General features: G+C 73.8%; 21 protein-coding genes and 1 rRNA gene. 10 read left to right on the top strand and 12 right to left on the bottom strand.

Translation table 11 applies throughout. The features are described from left to right. Positions 1-95: 95 nt before the first annotated feature. Positions 96-2,570, bottom strand: coding sequence for a D-alanyl-D-alanine carboxypeptidase family protein (locus ACZ7RU_RS35305; RefSeq protein WP_470345094.1), 2,475 nt, complete (start codon positions 2,568-2,570; stop codon positions 96-98). 297 nt (positions 2,571-2,867) lie between these two features. Between ACZ7RU_RS35305 and ACZ7RU_RS35300 the strand changes: the two genes are divergently transcribed. From ACZ7RU_RS35300 to ACZ7RU_RS35290, 3 genes are all read left to right on the top strand, one after another. After that, on the top strand, positions 2,868-3,608 hold the full coding sequence (locus ACZ7RU_RS35300) for a GOLPH3/VPS74 family protein (protein WP_470345093.1): 741 nt from the start codon (positions 2,868-2,870) through the stop codon (positions 3,606-3,608). A gap of 636 nt (positions 3,609-4,244) precedes the next feature. Further along, positions 4,245-5,108 (top strand): helix-turn-helix domain-containing protein, encoded by an 864-nt coding sequence (locus ACZ7RU_RS35295; protein WP_387749374.1) that lies wholly within the window; start codon positions 4,245-4,247, stop codon positions 5,106-5,108. Next, positions 5,105-5,320 (top strand): DUF397 domain-containing protein, encoded by a 216-nt coding sequence (locus tag ACZ7RU_RS35290; protein WP_470345092.1) that lies wholly within the window; start codon positions 5,105-5,107, stop codon positions 5,318-5,320. Before ACZ7RU_RS35295 ends, ACZ7RU_RS35290 begins: the two co-directional genes overlap by 4 nt. Before the next feature lie 206 nt (positions 5,321-5,526). Here the strand turns inward: ACZ7RU_RS35290 and ACZ7RU_RS35285 are convergent, their stop codons facing one another. Together ACZ7RU_RS35285 and ACZ7RU_RS35280 are read right to left on the bottom strand one after the other, a co-directional pair. Continuing rightward, a complete protein-coding gene (locus ACZ7RU_RS35285) occupies positions 5,527-6,642 on the bottom strand; it encodes an ADP-ribosylglycohydrolase family protein (RefSeq protein WP_470345091.1) in 1,116 nt (371 codons plus the stop codon). Positions 6,643-6,805: 163 nt separating this feature from the next. Further along, positions 6,806-9,394: a bifunctional FO biosynthesis protein CofGH gene (locus ACZ7RU_RS35280; protein WP_470345090.1), complete on the bottom strand. Its 2,589-nt coding sequence runs from the start codon at positions 9,392-9,394 to the stop codon at positions 6,806-6,808. A gap of 181 nt (positions 9,395-9,575) precedes the next feature. On the opposite strand from ACZ7RU_RS35280, the gene ACZ7RU_RS35275 reads away from it, so the two are divergent. The 3 genes from ACZ7RU_RS35275 to ACZ7RU_RS35265 are packed head-to-tail and all read left to right on the top strand — an operon-like array spanning position 9,576 to position 12,843. After that, positions 9,576-10,811, top strand: coding sequence for a LolA family protein (locus ACZ7RU_RS35275; RefSeq protein WP_470345089.1), 1,236 nt, complete (start codon positions 9,576-9,578; stop codon positions 10,809-10,811). A gap of 3 nt (positions 10,812-10,814) precedes the next feature. Next, positions 10,815-11,933, top strand: coding sequence for an ABC transporter ATP-binding protein (locus tag ACZ7RU_RS35270; protein ID WP_470345088.1), 1,119 nt, complete (start codon positions 10,815-10,817; stop codon positions 11,931-11,933). Continuing rightward, the gene (locus ACZ7RU_RS35265; RefSeq protein WP_470345087.1) at positions 11,920-12,843 is read left to right on the top strand and encodes an ABC transporter permease; all 924 of its coding nucleotides are present in this window, start codon (positions 11,920-11,922) and stop codon (positions 12,841-12,843) included. Before ACZ7RU_RS35270 ends, ACZ7RU_RS35265 begins: the two co-directional genes overlap by 14 nt. Here ACZ7RU_RS35265 and rarD read toward each other — a convergent pair. Continuing rightward, a complete protein-coding gene (gene rarD / locus ACZ7RU_RS35260) occupies positions 12,833-13,801 on the bottom strand; it encodes an EamA family transporter RarD (protein WP_470345086.1) in 969 nt (322 codons plus the stop codon). The two genes, ACZ7RU_RS35265 and rarD, sit on opposite strands and share 11 nt — an antisense overlap. A gap of 170 nt (positions 13,802-13,971) precedes the next feature. After that, positions 13,972-14,820 carry an SDR family oxidoreductase gene (locus ACZ7RU_RS35255; RefSeq protein WP_470345085.1) on the bottom strand — a complete coding sequence of 283 codons (849 nt, stop codon included), beginning with the start codon at positions 14,818-14,820 and terminating at the stop codon, positions 13,972-13,974. A 101-nt stretch (positions 14,821-14,921) separates the two neighbouring features. Between ACZ7RU_RS35255 and ACZ7RU_RS35250 the strand changes: the two genes are divergently transcribed. After that, on the top strand, positions 14,922-15,323 hold the full coding sequence (locus ACZ7RU_RS35250) for a winged helix-turn-helix transcriptional regulator (RefSeq protein WP_470345084.1): 402 nt from the start codon (positions 14,922-14,924) through the stop codon (positions 15,321-15,323). On the opposite strand, the gene ACZ7RU_RS35245 is transcribed toward ACZ7RU_RS35250, so the two are convergent. After that, positions 15,307-16,074, bottom strand: a complete 768-nt coding sequence (locus ACZ7RU_RS35245; protein ID WP_470345083.1) for a TetR/AcrR family transcriptional regulator — start codon at positions 16,072-16,074, stop codon at positions 15,307-15,309. The two genes, ACZ7RU_RS35250 and ACZ7RU_RS35245, sit on opposite strands and share 17 nt — an antisense overlap. Positions 16,075-16,134: 60 nt before the next feature. On the opposite strand from ACZ7RU_RS35245, the gene ACZ7RU_RS35240 reads away from it, so the two are divergent. Next, entirely contained in the window at positions 16,135-16,374 is a 240-nt protein-coding gene (locus ACZ7RU_RS35240) for a DUF6011 domain-containing protein (protein WP_470345082.1), read from the top strand. Positions 16,375-16,386: 12 nt separating this feature from the next. On the opposite strand, the gene ACZ7RU_RS35235 is transcribed toward ACZ7RU_RS35240, so the two are convergent. After that, on the bottom strand, positions 16,387-18,333 hold the full coding sequence (locus ACZ7RU_RS35235; protein ID WP_470345081.1) for a hypothetical protein: 1,947 nt from the start codon (positions 18,331-18,333) through the stop codon (positions 16,387-16,389). A 250-nt stretch (positions 18,334-18,583) separates the two neighbouring features. Between ACZ7RU_RS35235 and ACZ7RU_RS35230 the strand changes: the two genes are divergently transcribed. Beyond that, complete coding sequence (locus tag ACZ7RU_RS35230; protein ID WP_470345080.1) at positions 18,584-19,300, top strand: chitinase; 717 nt, start codon at positions 18,584-18,586, stop codon at positions 19,298-19,300. 106 nt (positions 19,301-19,406) lie between these two features. On the opposite strand, the gene ACZ7RU_RS35225 is transcribed toward ACZ7RU_RS35230, so the two are convergent. Continuing rightward, on the bottom strand, positions 19,407-20,777 hold the full coding sequence (locus tag ACZ7RU_RS35225) for a hypothetical protein (protein ID WP_470345079.1): 1,371 nt from the start codon (positions 20,775-20,777) through the stop codon (positions 19,407-19,409). 268 nt (positions 20,778-21,045) lie between these two features. Between ACZ7RU_RS35225 and ACZ7RU_RS35220 the strand changes: the two genes are divergently transcribed. Beyond that, positions 21,046-21,717 (top strand): DsbA family oxidoreductase, encoded by a 672-nt coding sequence (locus ACZ7RU_RS35220; RefSeq protein ID WP_470345078.1) that lies wholly within the window; start codon positions 21,046-21,048, stop codon positions 21,715-21,717. Between the two features lie 78 nt (positions 21,718-21,795). Here the strand turns inward: ACZ7RU_RS35220 and ACZ7RU_RS35215 are convergent, their stop codons facing one another. From ACZ7RU_RS35215 to rrf, 4 genes are all read right to left on the bottom strand, one after another. Further along, a complete protein-coding gene (locus ACZ7RU_RS35215; protein WP_470345077.1) occupies positions 21,796-22,182 on the bottom strand; it encodes a VOC family protein in 387 nt (128 codons plus the stop codon). A gap of 247 nt (positions 22,183-22,429) precedes the next feature. Next, entirely contained in the window at positions 22,430-22,783 is a 354-nt protein-coding gene (locus ACZ7RU_RS35210; RefSeq protein WP_470345076.1) for an antibiotic biosynthesis monooxygenase family protein, read from the bottom strand. A gap of 195 nt (positions 22,784-22,978) precedes the next feature. After that, the gene (locus ACZ7RU_RS35205) at positions 22,979-23,908 is read right to left on the bottom strand and encodes a GNAT family N-acetyltransferase (RefSeq protein ID WP_470345075.1); all 930 of its coding nucleotides are present in this window, start codon (positions 23,906-23,908) and stop codon (positions 22,979-22,981) included. A 155-nt stretch (positions 23,909-24,063) separates the two neighbouring features. Continuing rightward, positions 24,064-24,139: ribosomal RNA gene (gene rrf, locus ACZ7RU_RS35200) — 5S ribosomal RNA — on the bottom strand; the annotation flags it as partial.

Below are 24,139 nucleotides of genomic sequence, written 5' to 3'. Positions count from 1 at the left end.
GTGCGGACCGGCTCCCCTTCCTCCTGTGTTCGACGGCTCGACGCCTCAGTGCCCCAGTGCCTCAGCGCGTGCCTCAGGCTCGGTGCCTCGGCGGCTCACAGGGTGCGCAGCAGTCGGGACTGGATGGACGGCGGGTTCAGGTCCGACTGGAGGGCCACCGGGACCTCCAGCCTGTCCGCGCCCGCGCCCACCCGCAGCACGCCGACCTCCTTGCCGGCCGGCTCGGTGTGGCCGATCTTCGAGGTGTCCAGGGTGATCGTGCCGGCGATGCCGGGGAAGCCCGCCACCACCAGGTCCCTGGTCGCGACGAGCGGGACCTTGCCGCCGAGCCCGTCCTCCACCGAGCCGACGACGTCGCCCTTCTTCACCACGGTCTGACCGGTCACGCCGTTCTGCGCGGCCTGGATCTGCTTGCCGCTGACCTTCAGCACGGTCGGCAGGATGCCGTCGCCCGGGTTGGGCGAGGTGGCCGGCTGGCCCAGGGTGACGCCGAGGATCAGCCGCTTCACGCCGCCGATCTCCTTGTACGCGGCCCACATCAGGCAACCGCCGGCCGGGGTGCTGGAACCGGTCTTGACGCCGATGACGCCGGTCTTCGGGTTGATCAGGTTGTTGGTGTTGGGGATCTTCACGTTGTTGAAGTTGGTCTCCGAGGTGGAGACGATCTGCCGGAAGATCTCGTCCTGCATGACCTGCTCGGCCAGCTTCAGCTGGTCCTTGGCGGTGGACTTGGTCTCCTGGTTGAAGCCCGCCGGGTCGGCGTAGATGGTGTTGGCCATGCCGAACTTGGACGCGGTGTCGTTCATCGCCTTGACGAACGCGTCCTCGGAGCCGGAGTGGTAGCGGGCGAGCAGCCGGGCCACGTTGTTGGCCGAGGGCAGCATCAGCAGCTCCAGGGCCTGGTACTCGGTGAGCACCTGGCCCTCGGTGAGCGTCACCCGGGACTCGTCGGCGTTGCCGGACTCCTGCGCGGCCTGCTTGTCGACGATGATCTTCGGGCCGCTCTCCCCCTTCTTCAGGGGGAACTTCTGGAGGATCAGGTAGGCGTTCATCACCTTCGTGACGCTGGCGATCGAGGCCGGCGTCTCCGGGCCCGAGCTGCCGAGGCTGCCGACGCCGACCACCTCGGCCGCGGACTGGCCCTTGGCCGGCCAGGCGAGGTCGAGCGGGTCGCCGGAGAAGCTGTAGCTGCCGGCGGCGGTCATCTTCGACTTGGGGTCCGGCAGCGGGCGCAGCAGCTGGGCCACCGCGAGCGCGCCGAGCACCACGGCGAAGAAGACCGTCCAGATGGTCACCCGCTTGAACGCGCGTTGCAGCGGCGAGACCGGGCGGGCGTTGAGGGAGGCCAGGACCTCCATCGCCTCGGCGGTGGTCTCCGGCGAGGGCAGCGGCTGGGGGGCGGGCAGCGGCTCGGGCTTGGGCAGCGGCGGGACCGGCGGCACCGGCCGCGGGTCGGGCTCCGGCAACGGCTTCGGGCCCGGTACGGGGGCGGGCGCGGGGGTCGGCTTCGGCAGCGGGGCCGGACCGGGGGCCGGCTCGGGCTCAGGCTCGGGGACGGGCCCGGGCGCCGGGCGCGGCTCGGGCTTCGGCTCCGGCACGGTGCCGGCCGGGAGGGCACGGCCGGCGGAGGCCGCGGAGGAGCCGGAGGCGCGCGGCGGCGCGGGCTTCTCCAACTTGTCGGCCTGACCCGACGGCTGACCGGACTGCCCGTTCCTGGTCAGTGCGAGGGTCACGGCGCCCTTGGCGGGAGCGTCCTCGGCGCCGGTGTCGTCGGCGCGCTCGGCGTCCTCGGTGTCCTCCGGGTGGTCGTCGGCCCCGGCGTCCTCGGCGTCCTCGGCCTCATCGGTCGGGTCGGCCTCATCGGTCGGGTCGGCCTTTCCGGCCGGCTCGGACTCCGAGGTCTTCTCGGACTTCCCGGCCTGCCCCGTCCTGTCGGCCTCGTCGGCCTTGTCGGACGCTTCGTCGGCCGCCTTCACGGCAGGTGCGGCCGCGTCCTCGGAGCCGGTCTCCCCGGACGGCTCCGCCGCCTTCTCCCCGGCCTTCTCCCCCGCCTTCTCCGCCACCGCGACATCCGTCCGGATGGCGAGACGCGGGTCCGCGGCGACCGGACGCCCGGCCGGCCCGGTCACCTGCGCCGCCGCCGGCGAGGACTCCTTCTCCCTATCCCCACCATCGGAACTCCCGTTGCCGGCGGCCTTCACCAGCTCCTCGGGCAGCCGCAGCGCGGTGGTCTTGCTGTCCACCGGCAGCCGCAGCATCGTCGTCCGGCTGTCCACATCCCGGACACGGAGCTGCACGGTCGAGCCGCCCTTGGGCGCGGCTCCCGGAGCGTCGGCGGACGCCGCCGCATCCGTCTCGTCGGAGGTCTCCGCGGGGCTGTCCGAGGAGGTGTCGGAGGTGGTCCCGCCGGTCGCCCCGGCAGCGGCCGCGGCTGACGGACCGTCGGCCGCCGGGCCGGAGCCGCCCTCGGCCGGCTCGGCGGCGTCGGCCGCCGCACCGGTCCGTTCGCGCTCGCGGTCCCGCTGCCGCTCGCCGCCGTCCCTCAGCACCCTGTCGGGGGACTCGCCCACGTATCCCAGCCTCCTCAACGCCCCGCGGGGCACCGGCGAACCCGATTTCGGGAAGCCGACGCCCCGCCCGTGTACCTGTACAGTCTCCGCCACCGGCGGCCGTTCCGGCCGCGCACACCCCGCCCGACCGGCGCTTATTGTCGTCCCCCGGTCGCGCTGCGGTCTGTTCACCAGTCAGACGCAAGGCCCGCCGCCGCCGGTTCCGCGCCTTCACCGCAAGGTCACGATTCGGAGGCGTACTCGACAAGCCCGTGTGAGAGGCGTCACCCTGTCTCTCATCCACGCGGGGAGGCTTGGATGGGCAAGAGCCGCAGAACTGTTCCCGAGGAACTCTTGCTGCTCGCTTTGGACCCGACCACGGGTACCACGGCGCAGCCGCAGACCCTCGACCTCGGACTCGCCGGGGCGCAGCTCGTCGAGCTGTCCCTGGCCGGACGGATCGTACCGGAGGGAGACCGGATCGCCGTCGTGCTCGCACGACCGACCGGCGACCCGACCCTTGACCACGCACTGGAACTGCTGCGCCGACGCGGCAGTCCGGTCCGCGCGGCGCACTGGATCGGCGGGCCCCGGCTGGGGCTGCGGCAGACCTACCTGGCTCACCTGGAACGCTGCGGCATGGTCACGGCCGTGCCGGGCCAGGTGTGCGGGGTGCTGCCGACGACCCGGTACCAGGCGTCCGACGACTGCACCAACGCCGCGATCAAGCAGCGGCTGGACACCGCGATCCGCACCGGTGTTCCGCCGGACCCGCGGACGGCCGCGCTCGCAGCACTCGCCCACTCGGTCGGGCTGGGCAAGCACCTGTACCCGGGCAACGAGGGCCGTTCCTCGCGGTCGAGGCTGCGCGACCTGATCCGGTACGACCCGCTGGGCGGGATGGTCGCGCACGCCGTGATGGACGTGCAGAACGGCCTGCCGGCACAGCAGAACCGTTCTTCCCAGGGCCCCGGGGCCGCTGCCGGACGCCCCGGCGCCCGTACGGCGGGCCGGGGTTCGGGCGGCCGGGTCCCCGTCTCCAGGGTCGGCGTCCGCTGACCGGGGAGACCGGGAGGGCCGCGGAGCGCCGCGGGACCGCGGAGGCAGGGAGGACCGCCCCGGCCGGGGCGGTCGGGACGGCCCGGCGGGCAGCCACCACGGCGCCCGACACCACCGGCCGCGCACCCGGCAGCGCACGCCGCCCCGCTCGCACCGCCCGAGGGCGCTGAGCGACCCGACGCACAACCGGTGGCACCGGTGCCGGGCACACCACCGGCACCACCGCTCCGGACGCACCACCAGCACCACCGGCAGCACCGGCACCACCAGCAGCACCACCAGCACCGAGGGGCGGTCGCCCCGCGACGCGAGTCGCCCGGCGACCGCCCCTTCGCCGTCCCCGGACGCCCGGCAACCGCCCGCCCCCCGCACGTACCGGGGGCAGGTGCGGGCCGGTCCGGGGACGGTTTCCGCAGTACCTGTCCGAGTCGCCGAGCCGCATTACCACCTGGGATCTTTCGCTGTCTCGCGGAAGCACTTTTCCGATGATCTGTTCTACCGCGCTGCTGTGATTCCCCGGCGCCGACCTGGCCCAAGGTGACATGCTGCTCCAAGTCAGGGGGGTTGGTCCCAATGTCCGAAGTGTTCCGAGGACTGCAGTTCCAACGAGCACCAGAGGTCCGGCCGGAGGTCGAAGTGTCCGCCAACGTCAATCCCACCGTGCGCCGCCGACGCCTGGGTTCGGAGCTGCGCAAGCTCCGCGAGGGCCTGGGTATGACGGCGGAGGAGGTCGCCGGTCGGCTGATGGTCTCCCAGTCGAAGATCAGCCGGCTGGAGAACGGCCGCCGCAGCATCAGCCAGCGCGACGTGCGCGACCTCTGCGACGTCTACAAGGTGCCCGACGACCAGCTGCGCGCCAGCCTGATGGAGATGGCCAAGGAGTCCCGCCAGCGCGGCTGGTGGCACGACTTCAACGACATGCCGACCCCGTACAGCGTCTACATCGGGCTGGAGGCCGAGGCCTCCTCGATCCGCGCGTACGAGTCCTCCTTCGTCCCCGGCCTGTTGCAGACCGAGCACTACGCCCAGGCCGTGGTCGAGGGCACCCAGCCGGACACCGACGCGGTCGCCGTGCAGCGCCGGGTGCAGGTCCGGATGAAGCGTCAGGAACGCATCCACGGCGAGAACCAGCTGGGCAGCCTGTGGACCGTCATAGACGAGGCGGTGCTGCGCCGCGAGGTCGGCAGCAAGGCCGTGATGGCCCAGCAGCTGCGGCAGATGCTGGAGCTGAGCCAGCGCCCGAACATCACCATCCAGGTGATCCCGTTCTCGCACGGTGCCCATCCCGGCATGACCGGGACATTCTCACTGCTGGAGTTCCCGGAGTCAGCCGATTCCACGGTTGTCTACTTCGAAGGTGTGACGAGCGATCTCTACCTGGAGAAGGAGGCGGACGTGCGCCGCTATACCGGTCTGTACGACTACCTGAGGGCGGCCGCGCTCGGTGTCGCGGAGAGCCGGTCGCTGATAGCAGACATCGAGAAGGAATTCCACGAATGATCACCCCGTCCGAGTACGGAACCCGTTGGCGCAAGAGCAGTCACAGCGGCGGCCAAGGCGCCTGTGTGGAGATAGCCGCCCCAGGCGCGGGGGAGGTCGCCGTCCGGGACTCCAAGGACCCCCGCGGACCCCAGCTGCGCTTCTCGACCGAGGCCTGGAACGCCTTCGCCTCGGCTGCGGCGGGCGGCGCCTTCGGCGAGCTCCCCAGCTGACTCACCCACCCGGTTTCCGTACCCGGACCAGTTGCCCGTAGCGGTGTCCGTCGCCCCCCTCGCCGGCGGCCGGCGCTACGGGCAACTCCCTTTCGAGGGGCACCGGTCCGGCTCCGAGGGCCCCGTTTCCTCTCAGGGGCACCGGTCCGGCTCCGAGGGCCCCGTTTCCTCTCAGGGGCTCCGGTCCGGCTCCGCGAGGCCCCGGTTCAGCCCGTCACCGGGTAGCGGGCGGTCCAGTTGACGCCCTCCGCGGTCCGCCGGTCGTGCAGTTCGGCGCCGTGCACCAGCTCCAGCACGAAGTCGTCGGCGAGTTCGAGGATCACCCCGCGCCCTTCGAGCCCGGCCAGCAGGCCCGGCGGCAGCGCGGTGTCGCCGTGCAGCGCCCCGAGCAGGTTGCCGCAGATCGCGCCGGTGGAGTCGCTGTCCCCGGAGTGGTTGACGGCGAGCAGCAGGCCCGAGCGCACGTCGTGCGCGACCAGGGCGCAGTAGACCCCGATCGCCAGCGCCTCCTCGGCCACCCAGCCCTCCCCCAGCGCCTCGACCCGGTCCGCGGACGGCTCGCCGGCCCGCACCGCGTCCAGGGCGGCCCGCAGCGCCGCGGTGGTCTCCTCGTGCGCCGGCCGCTCGGAGAGCAGGGCGAGCGCGAGGTGGACGCCCTCCTCCAGGGTGCCGCCGCGGGCGACGGACTGGACGATCACCGCGAACGCGCCCGCCGCGAGGTAGCCGGTGGGGTGGCCGTGGGTGAGCACCGAGCACTCCACCGCGAGCTGGAACACCAGGCCCGGCTCCCAGGTGGTGAGCAGCCCGAAGGGCGCCGCCCGCACCACCGTGCCGCAGGCCTTGGAGTGCGGGTTCTTGGGGGCCTCCAGGGTGCCGAGCCGCTCGGCGTCGGCGCCGCTGAGGCCGGACAGGCAGCCCTGTCCGGGGGCGCGCTGGGCGTACAGCCACTCCTCGCGGCCGAGCCAGCCGAGGTCGGGGCGGCGCTCGTCCGGGCCCCAGTCGCGCTGGGTGGCGGCCCAGCGCAGGTAGGCCAGGTGCAGGTCGGTGGGCGGGTGCCAGCTACCGGTGTCCCGGCGGATGTGGGCGCGGATCAGCCCGTCGACGGTGAACAGGCTGAGCTGGGTGTCGTCGGTGACGGCGCCGGTGCGCCCGTACGCGGGGACGTAGCCGGTGACGCCCTGGGGGCCGTGCTGGGCCCTGATCTTCTCCAGCGACTCGAACTCGACGCCGGCACCGAGCGCGTCGCCGATGGCACCGCCGAGCAGACAGCCCCGCACCCGGCTGCGGTAGTCCTGCTGCTGGGCGCGTGACCACAGTGGCATCACGACGGGGCGCCTTTCCTCGGGTGTGGGGGGCCGCGCGACGCTCGGCCGGGCGCGCGCCCTCGCACTGTATTCGAAGAGCCGATCGAATCGGCCCCGTCCCCCGGAGTTGGGTGCCCCCGGTCCCGGCCGCCGTACGGGCGGCGGCCGGGACGCCGCGGTCTCAGTCCAGCACCGGCAGCAGCTCCGGCAGGTGTCCGTCCGAGGCCAGCGCCGCGGCCCGCCGCTCGGCCGGCACCTCGCCGTAGGTGGTGGTGCGCTGGCGGTGCGGGCGGCCCGCCGCCTCGGCGATCGCCTGGAGGTCGCGCACCGACTTGTAGCTCCCGTACGCCGAGCCGGCCATCCGCGAGATGGTCTCCTCCATCAGCGTGCCGCCGAGGTCGTTGGCGCCCGAGCGGAGCATCTCGGCCGCGCCCTCGGCGCCCAGCTTGACCCAGCTGGTCTGGATGTTGGGGATGTGCGGGTGCAGCAGCAGCCGGGCCATCGCGACCACCGCGCGGTTGTCCCGGGCGGTCGGGCCGGGCCGGGCGATGCCGGCCAGGTAGACCGGGGCGTTGGTGTGGATGAACGGCAGGGTGACGAACTCGGTGAAGCCGCCCGTCCGTTGCTGGATCCCGGCGAGCAGCCGCAGGTGGCCCAGCCAGTGCTTCGGGGTGTCCACGTGCCCGTACATCATCGTGGACGAGGAGCGGATGCCCAGCTCGTGCGCGGTGGTGACCACCTCGACCCAGGTGGCGGCCGGCAGCTTGCCCTTGGTGAGCACCCAGCGGACCTCGTCGTCCAGGATCTCGGCGGCGGTGCCCGGGATGGTGTCCAGGCCCGACTCCTTGGCCCGCTGGAGCCAGTCCCGGATCGACAGCCCGGTGCGGGTCGCCCCGTTGACCACCTCCATCGGCGAGAAGGCGTGCACGTGGATGCCGGGCACCCGCTCCTTCACCGCGCGGGCGATCTCGAAGTAGGCGGTGCCGGGCAGGTCCGGGTGGATGCCGCCCTGCATGCAGACCTCGGTGGCGCCCACCTCCCAGGCCTGCGCGGCCCGGTCGGCGACCTGCTCCAGCGACAGGGTGTAGGCGTCCGCGTCGGTGCGGCGCTGGGCGAAGGCGCAGAAGCGGCAGCCGGTGTAGCAGACGTTGGTGAAGTTGATGTTCCGGGTGACGCAGTAGGTGACGTCGTCCCCGACCGCGTCCCGGCGGACGTCGTCGGCGATCCGGCACAGCGCGTCGAGGGCCGGGCCGTCCGCGTGGAAGAGGGCCAGCGCCTGGTCGTCGGTCAGGCCCGTCGGGTCGTCGGCGGCCACCGCCAGGGCCTCCCGGAGGTCCCCGGCCAGCCGCTCGGGGGCGCCCTTCGCGAGCACCTGCTCGCGCAGCACCTCCCAGTCGCCGTACACGTCCTCGAAGTCGGCCCGGCGGTCGCCGGTGCGGCCCTCGGTGTCGATGGCGGTGTGCAGGTCGGTGCGCCCGTACGACTCCGGCAGGTCCTCGGGCTCCTGCCAGGGCAGGCCGCGGACCACCGCGTCCGGGTTCGCCAGGCCGGTGGCCGGGTCGGCCAGGGCGCGGACGTGCGGCAGCACCCGCGGGTCCAGCCAGGGCTCGCCGCGGCGCACGTACTCGGGGTAGACGGCGAGGCGCTCGCGCAGTTCGAAGCCGGCCGCGGCGGAGCGCTCGGCCAGCCGCTCGATCTGCGGCCAGGGGCGCTCGGGGTTGACGTGGTCCGGGGTGAGCGGGGAGACCCCGCCCCAGTCGTCGATGCCGGCCGCGATCAGCCGCTCGTACTCGCCGTCCACCAGGTTCGGCGGGGCCTGGAGGCAGGCGGCCGGGCCCATCAGGTGCCGGGCCACCGCCACCGTGGCCACCAGCTCGTCCAGTTCGGTGTCCGGCATGCCGCGCATGGCGGTGTCCGGCTTGGCCCGGAAGTTCTGCAGGATCAGCTCCTGGACGCCGTGGTAGGCGCGGGAGACCCTGCGCAGCGCGAACAGCGACTCGGCGCGCTCCTGGTAGGTCTCGCCGATGCCGATCAGCAGGCCGCTGGTGAACGGGACGGAGCTGCGCCCGGCGTCCTCCAGCACCCGCAGCCGGACGGCCGGCTCCTTGTCCGGGGAGCCGAAGTGCGGGCCGCCGGGCTCGCTCCACAGCCGGGTGGCGGTGGTCTCCAGCATCATGCCCATCGAGGCGGAGACCGGCTTGAGCCGCTGGAAGTCCGTCCAGCCCAGCACCCCGGGGTTGAGGTGCGGCAGCAGGCCGGTCTCCTCCAGGATGCGGATCGACATGGCGCGCACGTACGCGATGGTGTCGTCGTAGCCGTGCGCGTCCAGCCACTCGCGGGCCTCGGGCCAGCGGTCCTCGGGCTTGTCGCCGAGCGTGATCAGGGCTTCCTTGCAGCCGAGTTCGGCGCCCCGGCGGGCCACCTCCAGCACCTCGTCCGGGGACATGTACATCCCATGGCCCTCCCGGCGCAGCTTGCCGGGGACGGTGACGAAGGTGCAGTAGTGGCACTTGTCGCGGCAGAGCCGGGTGAGCGGGATGAAGACGCTCTTGGAGTAGGTGATGACGCCGGGCCGGCCGGCCGCTTCGAGGCCCGCGTCCCGGACCCGGGCGGCACCGGCACAGAGGTCCACCAGGTCGTCGCCTCTGGCCTGGAGCAGCACGGCGGCCTCGGTCACGTCGAGGGCGACGCCGTCCCGGGCGCGGCGCAGGGCGCGGCGCATCGCGTTGGCGGTCGGCGGGGTGCTGGCGTCCGTGGCGGTTCCGTCCATGGCGTGACCCTACGCCAGCGGGGGGACGCGGGGAGGAGCCAACCCTGAGACCGTCTCAGGGTCGCGTACCCGAGAAGGTCGGCCCGATCTGCCCCCACAGGGCGATGACGGCGGCGGCGCGGCGGCCTCTAATGGAGGGGCAAGGCCAATCGGACGTGTTCGCGGAGGAGTTGAGGACGCCATGACCAATGAGAAGACGGCGGGGGACGATCTGGACGGCGGTGTGCCGTACCGCTCCCGGCGGCGCGTCCTGATGCGCGCCGGGGTGCCGGTGGCGGTGGTCGCGGTGATCGCCGCGGGGGTGGGGCTGGTCCCGGCGCTGGCCGCCGACGGCGCGCCCGACCTCCCGGCGCTGTCCGCGGAGCAGCTGGTCGCCAAGGTGCTCGGCTCCGAGGCGCAGACGCTGTCCGGGACGGTCTCGATCAGCACCGACCTCGGGGTGCCGGGACAGCTGCTGGGCGCGGCCGGCGGCCTCGGCGCGGCGGCCGGCGGCCACGGCGGCGGGGACTCCGCCGCGGACCCGCAGTCCAAGCTGCTCGGCCTGCTCGGCGGGGACCAGAAGCTGCGGATCGCGGTGGACGGCCCGGACCGCCAGCGGGTGGACGTGCTGGAGAACATGGCCGGCTACACCCTGGTCCGCAACGGCGACCAGGCCTGGGCCTGGGACAGCTCGTCCAACAGCGCGGTGCACATGACCGGGCGGGCCGCCGGCGAGCGGCAGCACGCCGGGGCGCCGCTGTCCGAGCTGCCGACCAGCCCGCAGGAGGCCGCCAGGCAGCTCCTGGCCGGGAGCGCCGGCACCACCTCGGTGACCGTCGCCGGGACGGCCAAGGTGGCCGGGCAGAACGCCTACCAGCTGAGCGTGAAGCCCACCCAGTCCGGTTCGACCCTCGCCGAGGTCCGGATCGCGGTGGCCGCCGAGAACGGGGTGCCGCTGTCGGTGGCGGTGAAGTCCGTCGACGGCAGCACCGTGCTGAACGTCCGCTTCACCCAGGTGTCCTTCGCCAAGCCGGCCGACCGGACCTTCGACTTCACCGCGCCCAAGGGCGCCAAGGTGACGGAGCAGAAGGCGCGGGACGCGGCCGAGGGCGCGCCGGGCGAGGCCCGGGAGCACCGGGGCGCCGAGGCGGCCGAGGGCGTCGACGTGATCGGCGAGGGCTGGACGACGGTCGTCGCCACCAAGCTGCCCGGCGCGGTGGACGGGGCGCCGAAGGGCGACGCCAAGGGCGGTGGGCACGGGGACGGGGCGGCGCGGTCGCTGAACCCGCAGGCGATGGTGAAGTCGCTCGGCAAGCCGGTCGCCGGCGGCACCCTGGTCGGCACCAAGGTGCTCAACGTCCTGCTCACCGACGACGGCCGGGTCCTGGCCGGCGCGGTGACCCTGCCGGTCCTCCAGCACGCCGCCGGGGTGAACTGACGGATGACCAAGGCTCCCGTAACGGGGGACGTTACGGAGTCGGCCGGGGGTACGGGCGCCGCGTCGCGCCCGGCCCCCGCGCCCGTTCCATCCGCCTCCTCCGCCGCCCCCGCCTCGCCCTCCCCCCAGGATGCCGCCTCGCCCGCGTCCCGGGGCGCCGCCGGTCCGCCCGGTTCCGGCACCGACGACGTCATCCGGACCCGCGGCCTGACCAAGCGCTTCCGCGGCGGCCAGCTCGCCGTGGACGGCCTGGACCTGGCCGTGCCGCGCGGCTCCGTCTTCGGCTTCCTGGGCCCCAACGGCTCCGGCAAGACCACCACCATCCGGATGCTGATGGGCCTGATCGCCCCCACCTCCGGCGCGGCCACCGTCCTCGGCGAGTCGATGCCGCAGTCCGTCGCCACGGTGCTGCCCCGGGTCGGCGCGCTGATCGAGGGCCCGGCCCTGTACGGCTTCCTCTCCGCGCGGGACAACCTGGTGCGCTTCGACGCCGCCGACCCGACCGCCGACCCGCGCACCCGTCGGCAGCGGGTCGACGCGGCGCTGGAGCGGGTCGGCCTGAGCGCCGCGGCGGGCAAGAAGGCCCGCGCGTACTCGCTGGGCATGAAGCAGCGGCTGGGCCTGGCCTCCGCACTGCTCCAGCCGCGCGAGCTGCTGGTGCTGGACGAGCCGACCAACGGGCTGGACCCGCAGGGCATGCGGGAGATCCGGACGCTGGTCCGGGAGGTCGCGGCGGAGGGCACCACGGTGTTCCTCTCCTCGCACCTGCTGGACGAGATCGAGCAGGTCTGCACCCACGCCGCGGTGATGTCCCGGGGCCGGCTGGTGGTGCAGGGCACCGTCGCCGAGCTGGCCGCCCGGGCGCAGGGCCGGCTGGTGGTCCGCACCCCGGACGTGGCGCGGGCCGCGGAGGTGCTGGCGGCCCACCGGGTCACCGCGCTGGTGCCCGGCGAGGGCCGGGTGGACGGCGAGCCGGGCGCGCTGGCCGAGGAGGCGCTGCCCAGGCTGTGCGCGGCGCTGGTCGAGGCCGGGGTGCGGGTGCACGGGTTCGGGCTGGAGCGGGGCACGTTGGAGGACGCCTTCGTGGCGCTGACCGGGGAGGGCTTCGATGTCGCGGGCTGAGGCGCGGACCGAGCCGCGTACTGGGGCGCCGGCCGGGACGCGGGCCGGGACGCCGCCGGTCGGCACCGGTCGGCGGCCGCGGACGGCGGCCGGGTTCCTGGCGCTGTTCCGCAGCGAGCTGCACCTGACGTTCCGCCGGATGCGCACCAAGGTGCTGCTGGGCATCCTGGCGGTGCTGCCGATCCTGATCGGGGTGGTGGTCAAGCTCAACACGGACGGTCCGCACGAGGGCGGCGGCGGTCCGAGCTTCATCGCGCAGACCACCCAGAACGGGCTCTTCCTGGTCTTCACCGCGCTCGCGGTGGCGCTGCCGGTCTTCCTGCCGATGACGGTCGGCGTGGTCGCCGGGGACTCGGTGGCGGGCGAGGCGGCCGCCGGGACGCTGCGCTACCTGCTGGTCGCCCCGGCCGGACGGACCAGGCTGCTGGCCGCCAAGTTCACCGCCGGCCTGGTGTTCTGCCTGGCCGCGACGGCGGCGGTCGCGGTGACGGCACTGGCCGCGGGCGCCGCGCTCTTCCCGCTCGGCCGGGTCACGCTGATCTCCGGGGACACCATCGGGCTCGGCGACGCGCTGCTGCGCGCACTTCTGGTGGCCCTGGTGGTCGCGGCCTCACTGGCCGGGCTGGTGGCGATCGGGCTGTTCGTCTCCACCCTCACCGGCAGCGGCATCGCGGCGATGGCCGCCACCGTCGGGCTGGTGGTCACCGTCCAGATCCTGGACGCCTTCCCGCAGCTGGACGCCGTCAGCCCGTTCCTGTTCTCCCACTACTGGCTGAGCTTCGCGGACCTGCTGCGGGCACCGATGTACTGGGACGGCGTGCTGAAGGACCTCGGCCTCCAGGCCGCCTACGTCGCGGTGTTCGGCTCGGCGGCGTGGTCCCGCTTCACCAGCCGGGACATCAGCGCGTGACGGCCGGCTCCGCCGGTGCGGGCTGCGGCGCCACCGCCGCCCGCACCGCGCGGTCGGCCCGCACCTGGCGCAGCGCGTCCCAGGTGAGCAGCGCGAGCGCGGCCCAGACCAGGGCGAAGCCGGCCCAGCGGGCGGGCGGCATGGACTCGTGGAACACCGCGACGCCGATCAGGAACTGGAACACCGGCGCCAGGTACTGCAGCAGCCCGAGCACGGTCAGCGGCACCCGGACGGCGGCCGCGCCGAAGAACAGCAGCGGGATCGCGGTGATCACCCCGCTGAGCATCAGCAGCCCGGAGTGCCCCCAGCCGTACGAGCCGGCCACCGTGTGCCCGAAGGTGCCGCGCCCGGAGACCTCCAGGTAGACCAGGTAGCCGAGGGCGAACGGGAACATGAAGGCGCTCTCGGCCGCCAGGCTCTCCAGCCCGCTCAGCCCGACCTGCTTCTTCAGCAGGCCGTAGGTGGCGAAGGAGAGCGCCAGGGTCAGCGCGATCCAGGGCAGCTGCCCGTACGCGACGGTCAGCACCACGACGGCGGCGGCGCCGATGCCGACCGCCGTCCACTGCACGCCGCGCAGCCGCTCCTTGAGCACCAGGACGCCGAAGCCGATGGTGACCAGCGGGTTGATGAAGTAGCCGAGGCTGGTCTCGACGACGTGGCCGGCGTTGACGGCCCAGATGTAGACGCCCCAGTTGACCGAGATCACGGTGGCCGCGCCGGCCAGCATCGCGAGCCGGCGGGGCTGGCGCAGCAGCGGGCGTATCCAGCCCCAGTGCCGCTGGGCGATCAGCAGCAGGACGACCGCGACCAGGGACCAGACCATCCGGTTGGCCAGGATGTCGTCGGCGGCACCCGGTTCCAGCAGCGGCCAGAACAGCGGGAAGAGGCCCCAGATGCCGTACGCGGCGACCCCGTACCAGAGGCCCCTGCCGTTGTCCTGCTGGTCTGTCTCCGCCATGGCCGAGTGCCCTCCCGCGCGCGTGTGTCGAGGCGACGGTAACCGGCGGGAGGGGCGGCTGTCATCTCCGTTTCCGCATTTTGGTCATGACACCGTTTGAATGCTGGACTTTCCGCGGCGCCCGGGGGCCCGGAGCTGCGGCGATTCGGGCATCTGCCGGCTGCGACGGCTCAGGCGTTCAGGGCCTCGCGGACGGACTCGGCCAGCGGGACGGTCGGACGGCCGATCAGCCGGGCCAGGTCGCCGGGGGTACCGGCCAGCTCGCCGCGCGCGATGCCCGCGTCCACGTCCACCAGGACCTCGGCGAAGCCCTGCGGCAGACCCGCGCCGACCAGCGCGTCCAGGTGCTCGGCCGGGGTGACGTTCCGGTGCTCGACCGGCTTGCCGGAGGCCTTCGCCAGCTCGGCGGCCAGCTCGGGCAGGCTCCAGGCGGCGTCGCCGCTCAGCTCGTACACGTTGCCCTCGTGCCCCTCGCCGAGCAGGACGGCGACCGCCGCGGCCGCGTAGTCCCGGCGCGGAGCGGTGGCGATCCGGCCCTCGCCGGCGCTGCCGAGCACCGTGCCGCGCGCCACCGTGCCGGCCGCGTCTCCCAGGTAGTTCTCGGTGTACCAGCCGTTGCGCAGGAACGCGTACGGCAGGCCGGAGGCGAGGATCAGCTCCTCGGTCGCCTTGTGCTCGTCGGCCAGCCGGAAGGTGGCCGCGCCGGGTGCGCTGGTGTAGGCGAGCAGCGCGACCCCGGCGGCCTCGGCGGCCTCCACCACGGCCCGGTGCTGCGGGATCCGGCGGCCGACCTCGCTGCCCGAGACCAGCAGCACCCGGTCGCCCTCGGCGAAGGCGCCGGCCAGGGTTTCCGGCTGGTCGTAGTCGACCACCCGGACGGCCACGCCGCGCGCGGCCAGGTCGGCGGCCTTCTCGGCGGAGCGGACGGCGACGGCCACCTCGCTCGCGGGAACCTGGGCCAGCAGGCCCTCGACGACGAGACGGCCGAGCTGGCCGGTGGCACCGGTGACGACGTACATGGTGTGCTCCTCAGGGATTGCTACGGGGTTCTGACCTCGGAACTCACCCTACGGATGGCACTAACCTTTCGAAAGTACGCACTTCAAAGTAGGGTACTGACATGGAGGTAAGCGAGCTGAAGGCGGGCGGGCCGCCGCCCGCCGACGTCTTCGACCGGATGTGTCCGTCCCGGGGCGTGCTGGAGCACGTCACCAGCCGCTGGGGCGTGCTGGTGCTGGGCGCGCTGAACGAGCGCGGCTACCGGTTCAGCGAACTGCGCCGCAGGGTCACCGGGGTCAGCGAGAAGATGCTCGCCCAGACCCTCCAGACGCTGGAGCGGGACGGCTTCGTACTGCGCGAGGCGCACCCGGTGATCCCGCCGCGGGTCGACTACAGCCTCACCCCGCTGGGGCGGGAGGCGGCGGAGCTGGTCGCCGCGCTGGCGCACTGGTCGGAGCGGCGGGTGCCCGAGGTCGAGACGGCACGCCAGGAGTACGACGGGCGCGCTACCGCTCCGCGATGAGGGCTTCGAGCCCGTCCAGGACCCGGGCCAGGCCGAAGGCGTAGGCGTGGTCCGGGTCGTACGCGCCGCCGTGCGCCTCGCCGGCCGCGGCACCGACCCGGGCGGCGACCGGGTAGCGCTCGGGGTCGAAGACCCGGGCGAGCAGCTCGGCGTTGGCGGCCCACCACTGCTCGTCGGTCATCGCGCTGTCCTGCCGGGCGGCGCGCTCGTCGGCGGCCATCCGGGCGCAGGTCTGGACGAAGCCGAGCAGGTGGGTCAGCCCGGCGTCCAGGTCGACGTCGGACAGCCCGGTGCCCTCGAAGGCGCGCAGCTCGTACTCGTACTTGGCCATCAGCCCGGGCCCGAGTGGCGGGCGGCTAGTGGAGACGGCGGCCACCCACGGGTGGGCGCGGTGCAGCGCGCGGTTGTCGTCGGCGACGGCGGTGACCCGGGCGCGCCAGCCCTCGTCGGCGGGGGTGCTGCGGGGCATCGTGGCGTAGACGGTGTCCAGCATCAGGTCGAGCAGCTCGGCCTTGCCGGGCACGTAGGTGTACAGCGCCATCGGGGAGAGCCCCAGCTCCTGCGCGACCCGGCGCATGGTGACCGCGTCCACGCCCTCGGCGTCGGCGAGGGCGATCGCGGCGGCGGCGATCTCACCGGTCGAGCGCGCCTGCCGGGGGCCGCGCCGACCGGGCTTCTCCTCGGCGGTGAGCCCCCAGAGCAGGGCGAGGGTGCGTGCCGGATCTCCGGCGCTGCTGCGGTCGGTGGCCATGGGGCCATCGTGTCACGCACCGGCGGGGGCCTCGACGGTGCGGGCGGCTACCGTCTCACCATGACCAGCCCGACCGATCCGCCCAGCCCGACCGGCCTGCCCAACCCGACCGGCCCCGAACCGCTTCCCGGCACGGCCACCGCGCAGACCCTCCGGCCGCGAGTGACCTGCCGCCGGTGCCACCGGCCGCTGCACGACCCGGAGTCGCGGATGCTGCGGCTGGGGCCGGAGTGCCGGGACCCGGCGGAGCGGGTCGCGCGGTTCGACGTCGAGCAGGATCCGCTGCCGGGGGTGGGTTAGGGGCGGCCGGCCTCAGCCTCTTCCGAAGAGGCGGCGCAGTCGGCCGGGGCGGGGCACCTCCCCCGGCACTGCCGCCTCGGGTCGCTCTGCCGTCGCCGGTTCCGCCCCCGCCGCCTCCGGTTCCGCCCCCGCCGCCTCCGTCCCCGCGTCGGCGACGTCCTCGCGGGCCGTCAGGTGCCGGGCCAGCGCGCGGTCCTCGTCGGTCATCCAGGGCGCGGCGAGCACCAGCGCGGACAGCGAGCGCAGGATCGTCACCACCCGGGTGCGGCGGGCCCGGGCGTCGTGGTGCAGCCGCTGCTGGAGCAGGGCGGCGACGTCGGCCCGGGCCTGCGGCTCGGTCCAGCCGATCGCGACCAGCGCGAAGCCGGCCGCCTCGACCACCCAGTCCTCCGGCCCGAGCAGCAGGTCGCGCAGCACCCGGCGGCGCTCGGAGCCCTCCCACGGCTGGTCGGTGCGGTGGTGGGCGATGCCGAGGCAGGCGAAGACCTGGACAGCCCGCACCCAGAGTTCGGGCTGGTGGGCGAGCAGGGCGCGGCCGAGTTCGTCCTCGCGCGGCATCGGCGGGTGGACCAGGACGCCGAGCAGGTCGTCCAGCGGCAGCCCGGCCAGCCGCACGGCGTGGTCGTAGGCGGCGGGGACGGTCGGCCAGCAGATCTCGGCGGTGGCGCGGACGAGTTCGGCGCTCCGCGGGGCGGGCGGGGCGACGGCCGGGCGCGGGTCGGTGCCGTCCCAGGCCCAGATCCGGGTGGTGGGATCGGTCAGCGGCAGCCGGGGGTCGGGCTCGCCGACGGCCTGGTAGCCGACGGTGGCGCGCGGCAGCGCGAGCCGGACGGCCAGCACCAAGCTGGGCGGCTCCAGGGTGGAGGCGGTGCAGTCGATCTCGGTGTCGCGGGTGGCGCCGGGGGCGGCGAGCACCTGGTGCAGCACGTTGACGGTGGCCTCGGTGGCGCCGGAGACCAGGCCGAGCCAGGGCTCCCGGCGGCTCAGCCGCTCCAGCAGTTCCTGGGCGTACCCGTGCTCGGGGTGGGCGCGGTGGTGGTCGGCCAGACCGAGCAGGTGGGCCGGGTCGCCGTCGAGGGCATGCCGCAGCCCGTACCGGGCCGGGCCGGCCTTGGGGTGGTCGGGCTCGGCGGCGAGCACCCGGTCCAGCCAGGGCAGGCCTTCGGCGGGGCGGCCGAGCGCGCCGTACAGCTCGGCGACGTCGACGGCGAGGTAGCTGCTGGAGTCGTCGCGGTCCGGTGCGGCCCGCTCCAGCTCGGCCTCCCAGACGGCGAGCGCCCGCTCCGGCCGGCCGGCCGCGCGCAGGGCGTTGCCGAGCATCACGGCGGGCAGGTAGCCGGGGGCCAACCGGTGGGCCCGCTCGGCGAGTTCGAGGGCGCGGGCGGTGTCGCCGAGCCGGCGGGTCAGGCCCGAGGCCATCGCCAGCAGCAGCACGTGGTCGGCGTGGCGGGCCAGCACCGCCTGCGCGAAGTCGTGGAACGGCCGTACGGCTTCGGCGAGTTCGGCCGGGAGCGGGTCGGACAGCGCACCGGTCGCGCGGGCCACCGCCCGGGCGACGGCGTCCGGGTCGACCAGCCCGGGCAGGTCCTCGCGAGCGAGCCAGGCGGCGTGCGCCCAGGGGCGGGCCGGCTCGCACTGGACGGCGGAGGCGAGCAGGCCGACGGCGGCGTCCCAGTCCCCGGCGGCGGCCTCCACGTGGGCCCGGCAGACCACCGCGCCGAGGTACACCTGGCCGTCCAGCGGGAACAGCTCGCGGGCCGCCGCCGGGCCGCCCGCTGCGGCGCACAACTCGGCCAGCGCCTCGTGCAGTTCGGGCAGCTGGGGATCGGCGAGGACCGCGTCGCCGAGGTGGTCGGCGGCGTGCGCCAGGTCCCCCGCGTCGAGGGCCAGCCGGGCAACCGCGACCTCGCCCTCCGCGGCCAGGCGCCCGTCGCCCCCGTCGTCGGTGTGACCGCTCATGCGCCCTGCTCCCCCGGTGGTCCCGCGCGGTCCCGTCCCCGCTGCGCACGAGGCTATCCGGTGCCACCGACAGCCGGATGATCACCAGGACGCGGCCGTCCACCCCTTGGATCGGATACGACCCGTGCGGGTGGTTTAGACCTCCGAGGGGTGCGGTCGACGGCCGGCGGCCAGCACGATGGCCGAGGTCCTTCGCGAGCGAAGCGCCCAGAGTGAACTGCCCGTCCAGTCAACGGAATCGAGGACATCGATGAAGCTCTCGCGCACCCTGTCACTGGCGGCCTCCGCCGCCGTCCTGAGCACCCTCGCCGTCGCCGGCCAGACCGCCCCGGCCTCCGCGGCCGGCTCCTTCGTGGTCAGCGAGTCCCAGTTCAACCAGATGTTCCCGAGCCGGAACGGCTTCTACACCTACAAGGGCCTGCTCGACGCCCTGAGCGCCTATCCGAAGTTCGCCACCACCGGAGACGACGCCACCCGCAGGCGCGAGGCGGCGGCCTTCCTGGCCAACGTCAGCCACGAGACCGGCGGCCTGCGCTTCGTGGTCGAGCAGAACACCGCCAACTACCCGCACTACTGCGACGCTTCGCAGCCGTACGGCTGTCCGGCGGGGCAGGCCGCGTACTACGGGCGCGGGCCGCTCCAGCTGAGCTGGAACTTCAACTACAAGGCCGCCGGCGACGCCCTGCACATCGACCTGCTGCACGACCCGTCCAAGGTCGAGAAGGACCCGGCCGTCTCCTGGAAGACCGCCCTCTGGTTCTGGAACAGCCAGACCGGCGCCGGACGGATGACCTCGCACGACGCCATCGTCAACGGCAAGGGCTTCGGCGAGACCATCCGCAGCATCAACGGCGCGCTGGAGTGCGACGGGAAGAACCCTGGTCAGCGGGACGACCGGATCAACCTGTTCAAGAAGTTCGTCGGCGTCCTGAACACCAGCGTCGGCGGCGGCAGCATCTCCTGCTGAATCCCGGCCGACGGGCGGTCCGCTCCGCTGTCGGTGCCCGCTGCTTCACTGGTTCCCGACGTCGGAGACGAACGAGTGGGGTGGCCGCGATGGGTGTGCTGACCGACTACTTCCGGGCGCCCGATGCGGCGACGGTCGTCCGGGCCCTGGAGCGCGGGGAGGGCTTGCTGCCTCCGTTCGACGGCTCCTCCGAGGATGCCTTCGACGAGGTGCGGGCCAAGGGCGTCGATCCGGACGTCATGCTCGGCCAGCTGGTGGCGGCCGTCCTCGGGGCGCCCTGGCGGGCCGGCCTGGTGCCGGAGACGGCGGTCTGGCCGACCACGCCACAGCCCGGCCCGTCCGGGCCCTGGGACGAGGACGACCCGTGGACGACCGGCCCGTGGGTCACCGAGCTGGGCGCCACCGCCCGGGACACGCTCGCCGGGGTGCCCGACGAGCGGGTGCCGGACGCCGTCGCCCGGTGGGCCGAGGCCGAGGAGTGGTACCGCGCCGATCCGTCCGATCTGCTGCCGCTGGCCGAGGAGTTGATCGCCCTGGCCCGGCGGGCGCGGGCCGCCGGCGACCAGCTGTACTGCTGGATGTGCCTGTAGCGGCCCGGGCCCGGCGCCTCGTCCTCTTCCTCTTCCTCGTCCTCGTCCTCGCAGGGCGGGATCGTCCAGCGCAGGACCGTTCCGCCCGTCCCGTCGGCTTCGAGGGTGACCGGAAAGGCCCGGCCCCAGTCCCGCCCGCCGTGGTGCCGGAGCGCGTAGTCGCCCTGGCACCAGTCGATCCCCAGCACCTGGCAGCCGCCGACCTCGATCGCGCCCACCCGCAGCGGGTGGTGCAGGCCGGCCCGCCGGAAGCGGAAGTAGTCGACGTGCTTCTCCACCGAGGTGGCCACGCCGGTGCCGGGCAGGCCGCCCCGCCAGGTGCTGATCTCGGCCTCCCGCGCGACCGCCTCCGCCACCGGGAGGTCGAGCCACCCGTACGGCCCCTCGGCGCCGCCGGGCTGGGGGATCCGCTCGCCGCCGAACCGCGCCTGCGCCTCGTCGGCGTACCGGCCCCAGAAGCTGAGGTCGGCGAGTCCGTCGGCCGGCTCGTCCTCCAGCCCCGTCCACGCGTCCAGCCCGACGGCGTCGCCGACCGCCATGCCGCCCCGGTCGACCGGCAGGTCCCCCAGCGGCACCGGGCCGTCCACCCCCTCAGGCCAGGGCAGGCCGAGTTCGACCTCCAGCGTCGCGATGGTCGGCTCCTCGTCGAACACCGACGGCTCGGTGGTGGCCCGCACCGCCAGCGGCCGGTCGGCGGCGGCCGGGACGGCGACGGCCTCGCACTCCCACTCCCGCAGGTGCCCGCCACCCGCCTTCGCCGCCGCCCCGGCCCGCACCGACAGCGGCTCGCCGAGCTTCCGCCACTCGTCGATCCACGTGGCCATGCCGAGCACCAGCACCCCGGACGGCGCGGTGACGAATCCCAGGTCGACGAAGGTTACGGACATCCGCCAATGATGTCAGGGCAGGCCGACAGTCCCATCCGGGGCTGGATCCGGTGCCCCTCCGCAGCCCCCCGGCGATCCTCGACGACCTCTCGTGGCAGCTCCAGCACTGCGCCGGCAGCCCTCCCCACGGGCCGAGAACGCCCGGGGCGCGGAGTTCCTCCCGCCGTCCCGACCTGAATATTTCTCGTACTGAAATATTCAGGTCCCCGAAGGCGTTCTCATGGGGCGTTGGCGCGGGTGGTCCGCGCAAGGCTGGAAGGAGTGCGCCGTGCGCGTGGAGATCTGGAGCGACATCAACTGCCCGTGGTGCTACATCGGCAAGGCCCGGTTCGAGCAGGCGCTGGCGGCTTTCCCGCACAGCGAGGACGTGGAGGTCGTCCACCGCTCCTTCGAACTGGACCCGCGGGCACCGCACGAGGCCCGTCCGGTGGTGCCGCTGCTGGCCGCCAAGTACGGGATGAGCCTGGAACAGGCCGAGGCCGCGGAGGCCCGGATCGCCGACAACGCGCACGCCGAGGGCCTGCCCTACCTGCGTCAGGGCCGCGACGCGGCGAACTCGTTCGACATGCACCGCCTGCTGCACTTCGCCAAGGAGCACGGCCGGCAGGCCCAGCTGCTGGACGGGCTGTACCGGGCCAACTTCGCCGAGGAGCGGTCGGCCTTCGAGGCGGGCCGGCTGGTCGAGCTGGCCGTCGAGGCCGGGCTGGACGGCGGAGCGGCCGCGGCCGTCCTGGCCGACCCGGACGCGTACGCGCAGGCGGTGCGCGAGGACGAGACCACGGCGAGCGCCATGGGGGCGACGGGCGTGCCGTTCTTCGTCCTGGACCGACGGCTGGGCGTCTCGGGCGCCCAGCCCGCGGAAACCTTCACCCGGGCGCTGGAGCAGGCCTGGGAGAGCCGGGTCACGACGCCGCTGACGCCGCTCACGCCGAAGGACTGAACGGCGGCGGAGCAGGAAGTCAGCCGGGCCGACTTCCTGCTCCGCATGATGGGAGGTCCGGTGGACTCGGTGCCCGGCTCAGGGGCCGACGTACTCGTACACGCCCCCGTGCGGGTGTCGCAGCACCGCTCGCCGACCGTTCGGGGTGGGCTGCGCCGGCATCACCACGATGGCGCCGGCCGCGACCCCCTCCGCAACGGCGACGTCCAGTTCTCCGACCGCCAGCGTGGCACTCACTCCGGCGACCCTCTGCACCGCCTCGTCCGGACCGCAGTACAGAAGGAACGGCCCGACACTCGCCAGCTGAACACCCGCGAAGGCGAAGCGGCCGGCCGTCACGCCCGTCAGCCGCTCGTAGAACGGGACGGCCGCTTCCAGGTCATCGACGCGCTGTCGTGCGATCACCGATTCGATCTTCATGGGGAGCTCCTCGTCCGGGTCGGGTTCGGCGTTCGGCATCGTCATGCTGCTCGGTTTCATCTCCCGACGGCCCCCGGCAGCGGATTGTGACAGGTGGCCGGAGAAGGTCCGCCGACTTGCGGCTTCGCGGCGGGCCCGGCGAGAGGAGGCCCAGCCAGGTGGGTCATCCGGTACTCGTCCGGGCCGAGGCGGACCCGGTGGATCTTCGTTCGCAGTCTCACCGGATCGTCCTCGCCGAGGCCGGCGCGGGTTGTCCCGCGGTCTTCCCGCTGCCGGCCCGGCGCCGCAGGCGCTACTCCCGCACGAACCCGTGGCTCCGCTCCACCTTCGCCACGTGCAGCGTGTAGCTCTCGTACCACTGCGCCCGCCCGCGCTTCTGCGCCGCGCGGTGCTCGGCGTTGGCCCGCCACTCCGTGAGGGCGTCGGCGTCCCGGAAGTACCCGACGGTGATGGACAGCCCGCCGGGGGTCTGCGCGTGGTCCATCCCCAGATACCCCGGGATGTCCTTCACCAGGTCTTCCATGCGTGCGCTGGTCTCGCCGTAGCCGCTCTGTTCCGGGGTGCGCACAGAGGTGAAGACAGCAGCGTAGTAGGGGGGTTCAAAGGCCTGGACGGGCGCGACAGGTGCTCCGGACTGGTTGCTCATGGTGCCACCGTAGGGCGGGTGAGTCCGAGGATCCATCGGCTTTGCCGAACGGGATCCACAAGGGATCCAGCTCTTTGCCGAACCGTCCGCACTCCCCCACGAGGAGCGCCCCGTGTGCACGTCGCCGTGGCCGCCCACGCCGACACCCTCGCCCAACCGGACCGTCGGGAACTGGACTCGGCACCGGACGGGTTCCTAGTCGTAGAAGAACTGACGGAGGTCCTCGACCGACCCGGGGCCGAAAAGGAAGGCCTCGGCACCGTTGACGGCACGAAGCGGTGGCGGTCCGTCAGCGCCGAGCCGCCGCAGCCAGGCCTCACCCTGCTCCCCCACCGCGTGGACGGCGGAGAGGAGTTCGGCCATGCCGGCGGGGCAGGGCGGGGTCACTCCGGTGACCGGGGTGAGCTGCCAGCCGCCGGCCCGGGCCGCGAGCCTGAGGACGCCCGCCCAGGTCGCGATGCGGCAGAGCCGGTTGCGCAGGGGCAGTTCGACGGACGGGTCGAGGTAACCGAGGCCGACGGTCGCGGCGGCGAGGTCGTCCATCACCTGGCGCTCGACGGGTGTGCGGACCCAGCGGCCGTCCTGGGCGTCCTCGATGGCGGCGTGCCACCACTCCCGGGCGCTGTCGAGGCGGGCCTCCGAATCGGTCGGCGGGGGAGGTCCCGGCGTGCCGGTCTGCGGCCGGTGGAGGTGGAACAGTTCCGGGTCACCGTCATCGAGGCCCTGGACAAGGCCCGCCGGCTGCCACCCGGCCCCTTGCAGCAGTCGCCGCATCGGATGGTTGGAGACGTTCGTCGAGGTGAAGAGCTTCGGGGTTTCGCAGGAGGCCGCCGCCGCGTCCAGCAGGCCACGGCCGACACCCCTACCGCGAGCGGACGGCGAGACCATCAGCATCGTCACGAAGCCCTGTCCGAAGAAGGTGTACTCGACGACGCAGTAGCCGAGCGGCCCGGACGCGCCTTCCGCCACGAGGACCGGGCCCAGGTCCTGTCGGCACCACCTCCGGATGCTCGCCGCCCGCTCACCGTCGCCGCCGGCCGCGACCGTGTCGATGCCGACCAGTGCGTCCGCGTCGGACTCGCCGCCGCGTCGCACGACGAACTCGCCCAGGTCCCATGCGTCCATGGGGACATGCTGCCAGCTCATGCCGATGCCATCGGCAACGTCGGTCCGCGGCCCCCACCCGCCTCAGAGGCTACGGCGAGCGGGTGAGAGGGATACCCCCGGAAACGCGAAGAACCCCCACCCGGAAACCGGATGAGGGTTCTTCAGCAAAGATTGTTCGGCGGCGTCCTACTCTCCCACAGGGTCCCCCCTGCAGTACCATCGGCGCTGTAAGGCTTAGCTTCCGGGTTC

The organism is Kitasatospora sp. NPDC114501, assembly GCF_055633695.1.
Note: the sequence above shows the minus strand (reverse complement) of the source record. Positions and strands in the feature narration are given on the sequence as shown.

What these genes read in the sequence shown, in the direction of transcription:
- rarD (WP_470345086.1), bottom strand. Translation starts at nt 13,801, where the DNA reads ATGGCGGAGACAGACCAGCAGGACAACGGCAGGGGCCTCTGGTACGGG.
- ACZ7RU_RS35210 (WP_470345076.1), bottom strand. Translation starts at nt 22,783, where the DNA reads ATGAGCAACCAGTCCGGAGCACCTGTCGCGCCCGTCCAGGCCTTTGAA.
- ACZ7RU_RS35245 (WP_470345083.1), bottom strand. Translation starts at nt 16,074, where the DNA reads ATGGCCACCGACCGCAGCAGCGCCGGAGATCCGGCACGCACCCTCGCC.
- ACZ7RU_RS35225 (WP_470345079.1), bottom strand. Translation starts at nt 20,777, where the DNA reads ATGTCCGTAACCTTCGTCGACCTGGGATTCGTCACCGCGCCGTCCGGG.
- ACZ7RU_RS35270 (WP_470345088.1), top strand. Translation starts at nt 10,815, where the DNA reads ATGACCAAGGCTCCCGTAACGGGGGACGTTACGGAGTCGGCCGGGGGT.
- ACZ7RU_RS35250 (WP_470345084.1), top strand. Translation starts at nt 14,922, where the DNA reads ATGGAGGTAAGCGAGCTGAAGGCGGGCGGGCCGCCGCCCGCCGACGTC.
- ACZ7RU_RS35205 (WP_470345075.1), bottom strand. Translation starts at nt 23,908, where the DNA reads ATGGACGCATGGGACCTGGGCGAGTTCGTCGTGCGACGCGGCGGCGAG.
- ACZ7RU_RS35230 (WP_470345080.1), top strand. Translation starts at nt 18,584, where the DNA reads ATGAAGCTCTCGCGCACCCTGTCACTGGCGGCCTCCGCCGCCGTCCTG.
- ACZ7RU_RS35300 (WP_470345093.1), top strand. Translation starts at nt 2,868, where the DNA reads ATGGGCAAGAGCCGCAGAACTGTTCCCGAGGAACTCTTGCTGCTCGCT.
- ACZ7RU_RS35215 (WP_470345077.1), bottom strand. Translation starts at nt 22,182, where the DNA reads ATGACGATGCCGAACGCCGAACCCGACCCGGACGAGGAGCTCCCCATG.
- ACZ7RU_RS35265 (WP_470345087.1), top strand. Translation starts at nt 11,920, where the DNA reads ATGTCGCGGGCTGAGGCGCGGACCGAGCCGCGTACTGGGGCGCCGGCC.
- ACZ7RU_RS35285 (WP_470345091.1), bottom strand. Translation starts at nt 6,642, where the DNA reads ATGCCACTGTGGTCACGCGCCCAGCAGCAGGACTACCGCAGCCGGGTG.
- ACZ7RU_RS35275 (WP_470345089.1), top strand. Translation starts at nt 9,576, where the DNA reads ATGACCAATGAGAAGACGGCGGGGGACGATCTGGACGGCGGTGTGCCG.
- ACZ7RU_RS35235 (WP_470345081.1), bottom strand. Translation starts at nt 18,333, where the DNA reads ATGAGCGGTCACACCGACGACGGGGGCGACGGGCGCCTGGCCGCGGAG.
- ACZ7RU_RS35240 (WP_470345082.1), top strand. Translation starts at nt 16,135, where the DNA reads ATGACCAGCCCGACCGATCCGCCCAGCCCGACCGGCCTGCCCAACCCG.
- ACZ7RU_RS35280 (WP_470345090.1), bottom strand. Translation starts at nt 9,394, where the DNA reads ATGGACGGAACCGCCACGGACGCCAGCACCCCGCCGACCGCCAACGCG.
- ACZ7RU_RS35255 (WP_470345085.1), bottom strand. Translation starts at nt 14,820, where the DNA reads ATGTACGTCGTCACCGGTGCCACCGGCCAGCTCGGCCGTCTCGTCGTC.
- ACZ7RU_RS35290 (WP_470345092.1), top strand. Translation starts at nt 5,105, where the DNA reads ATGATCACCCCGTCCGAGTACGGAACCCGTTGGCGCAAGAGCAGTCAC.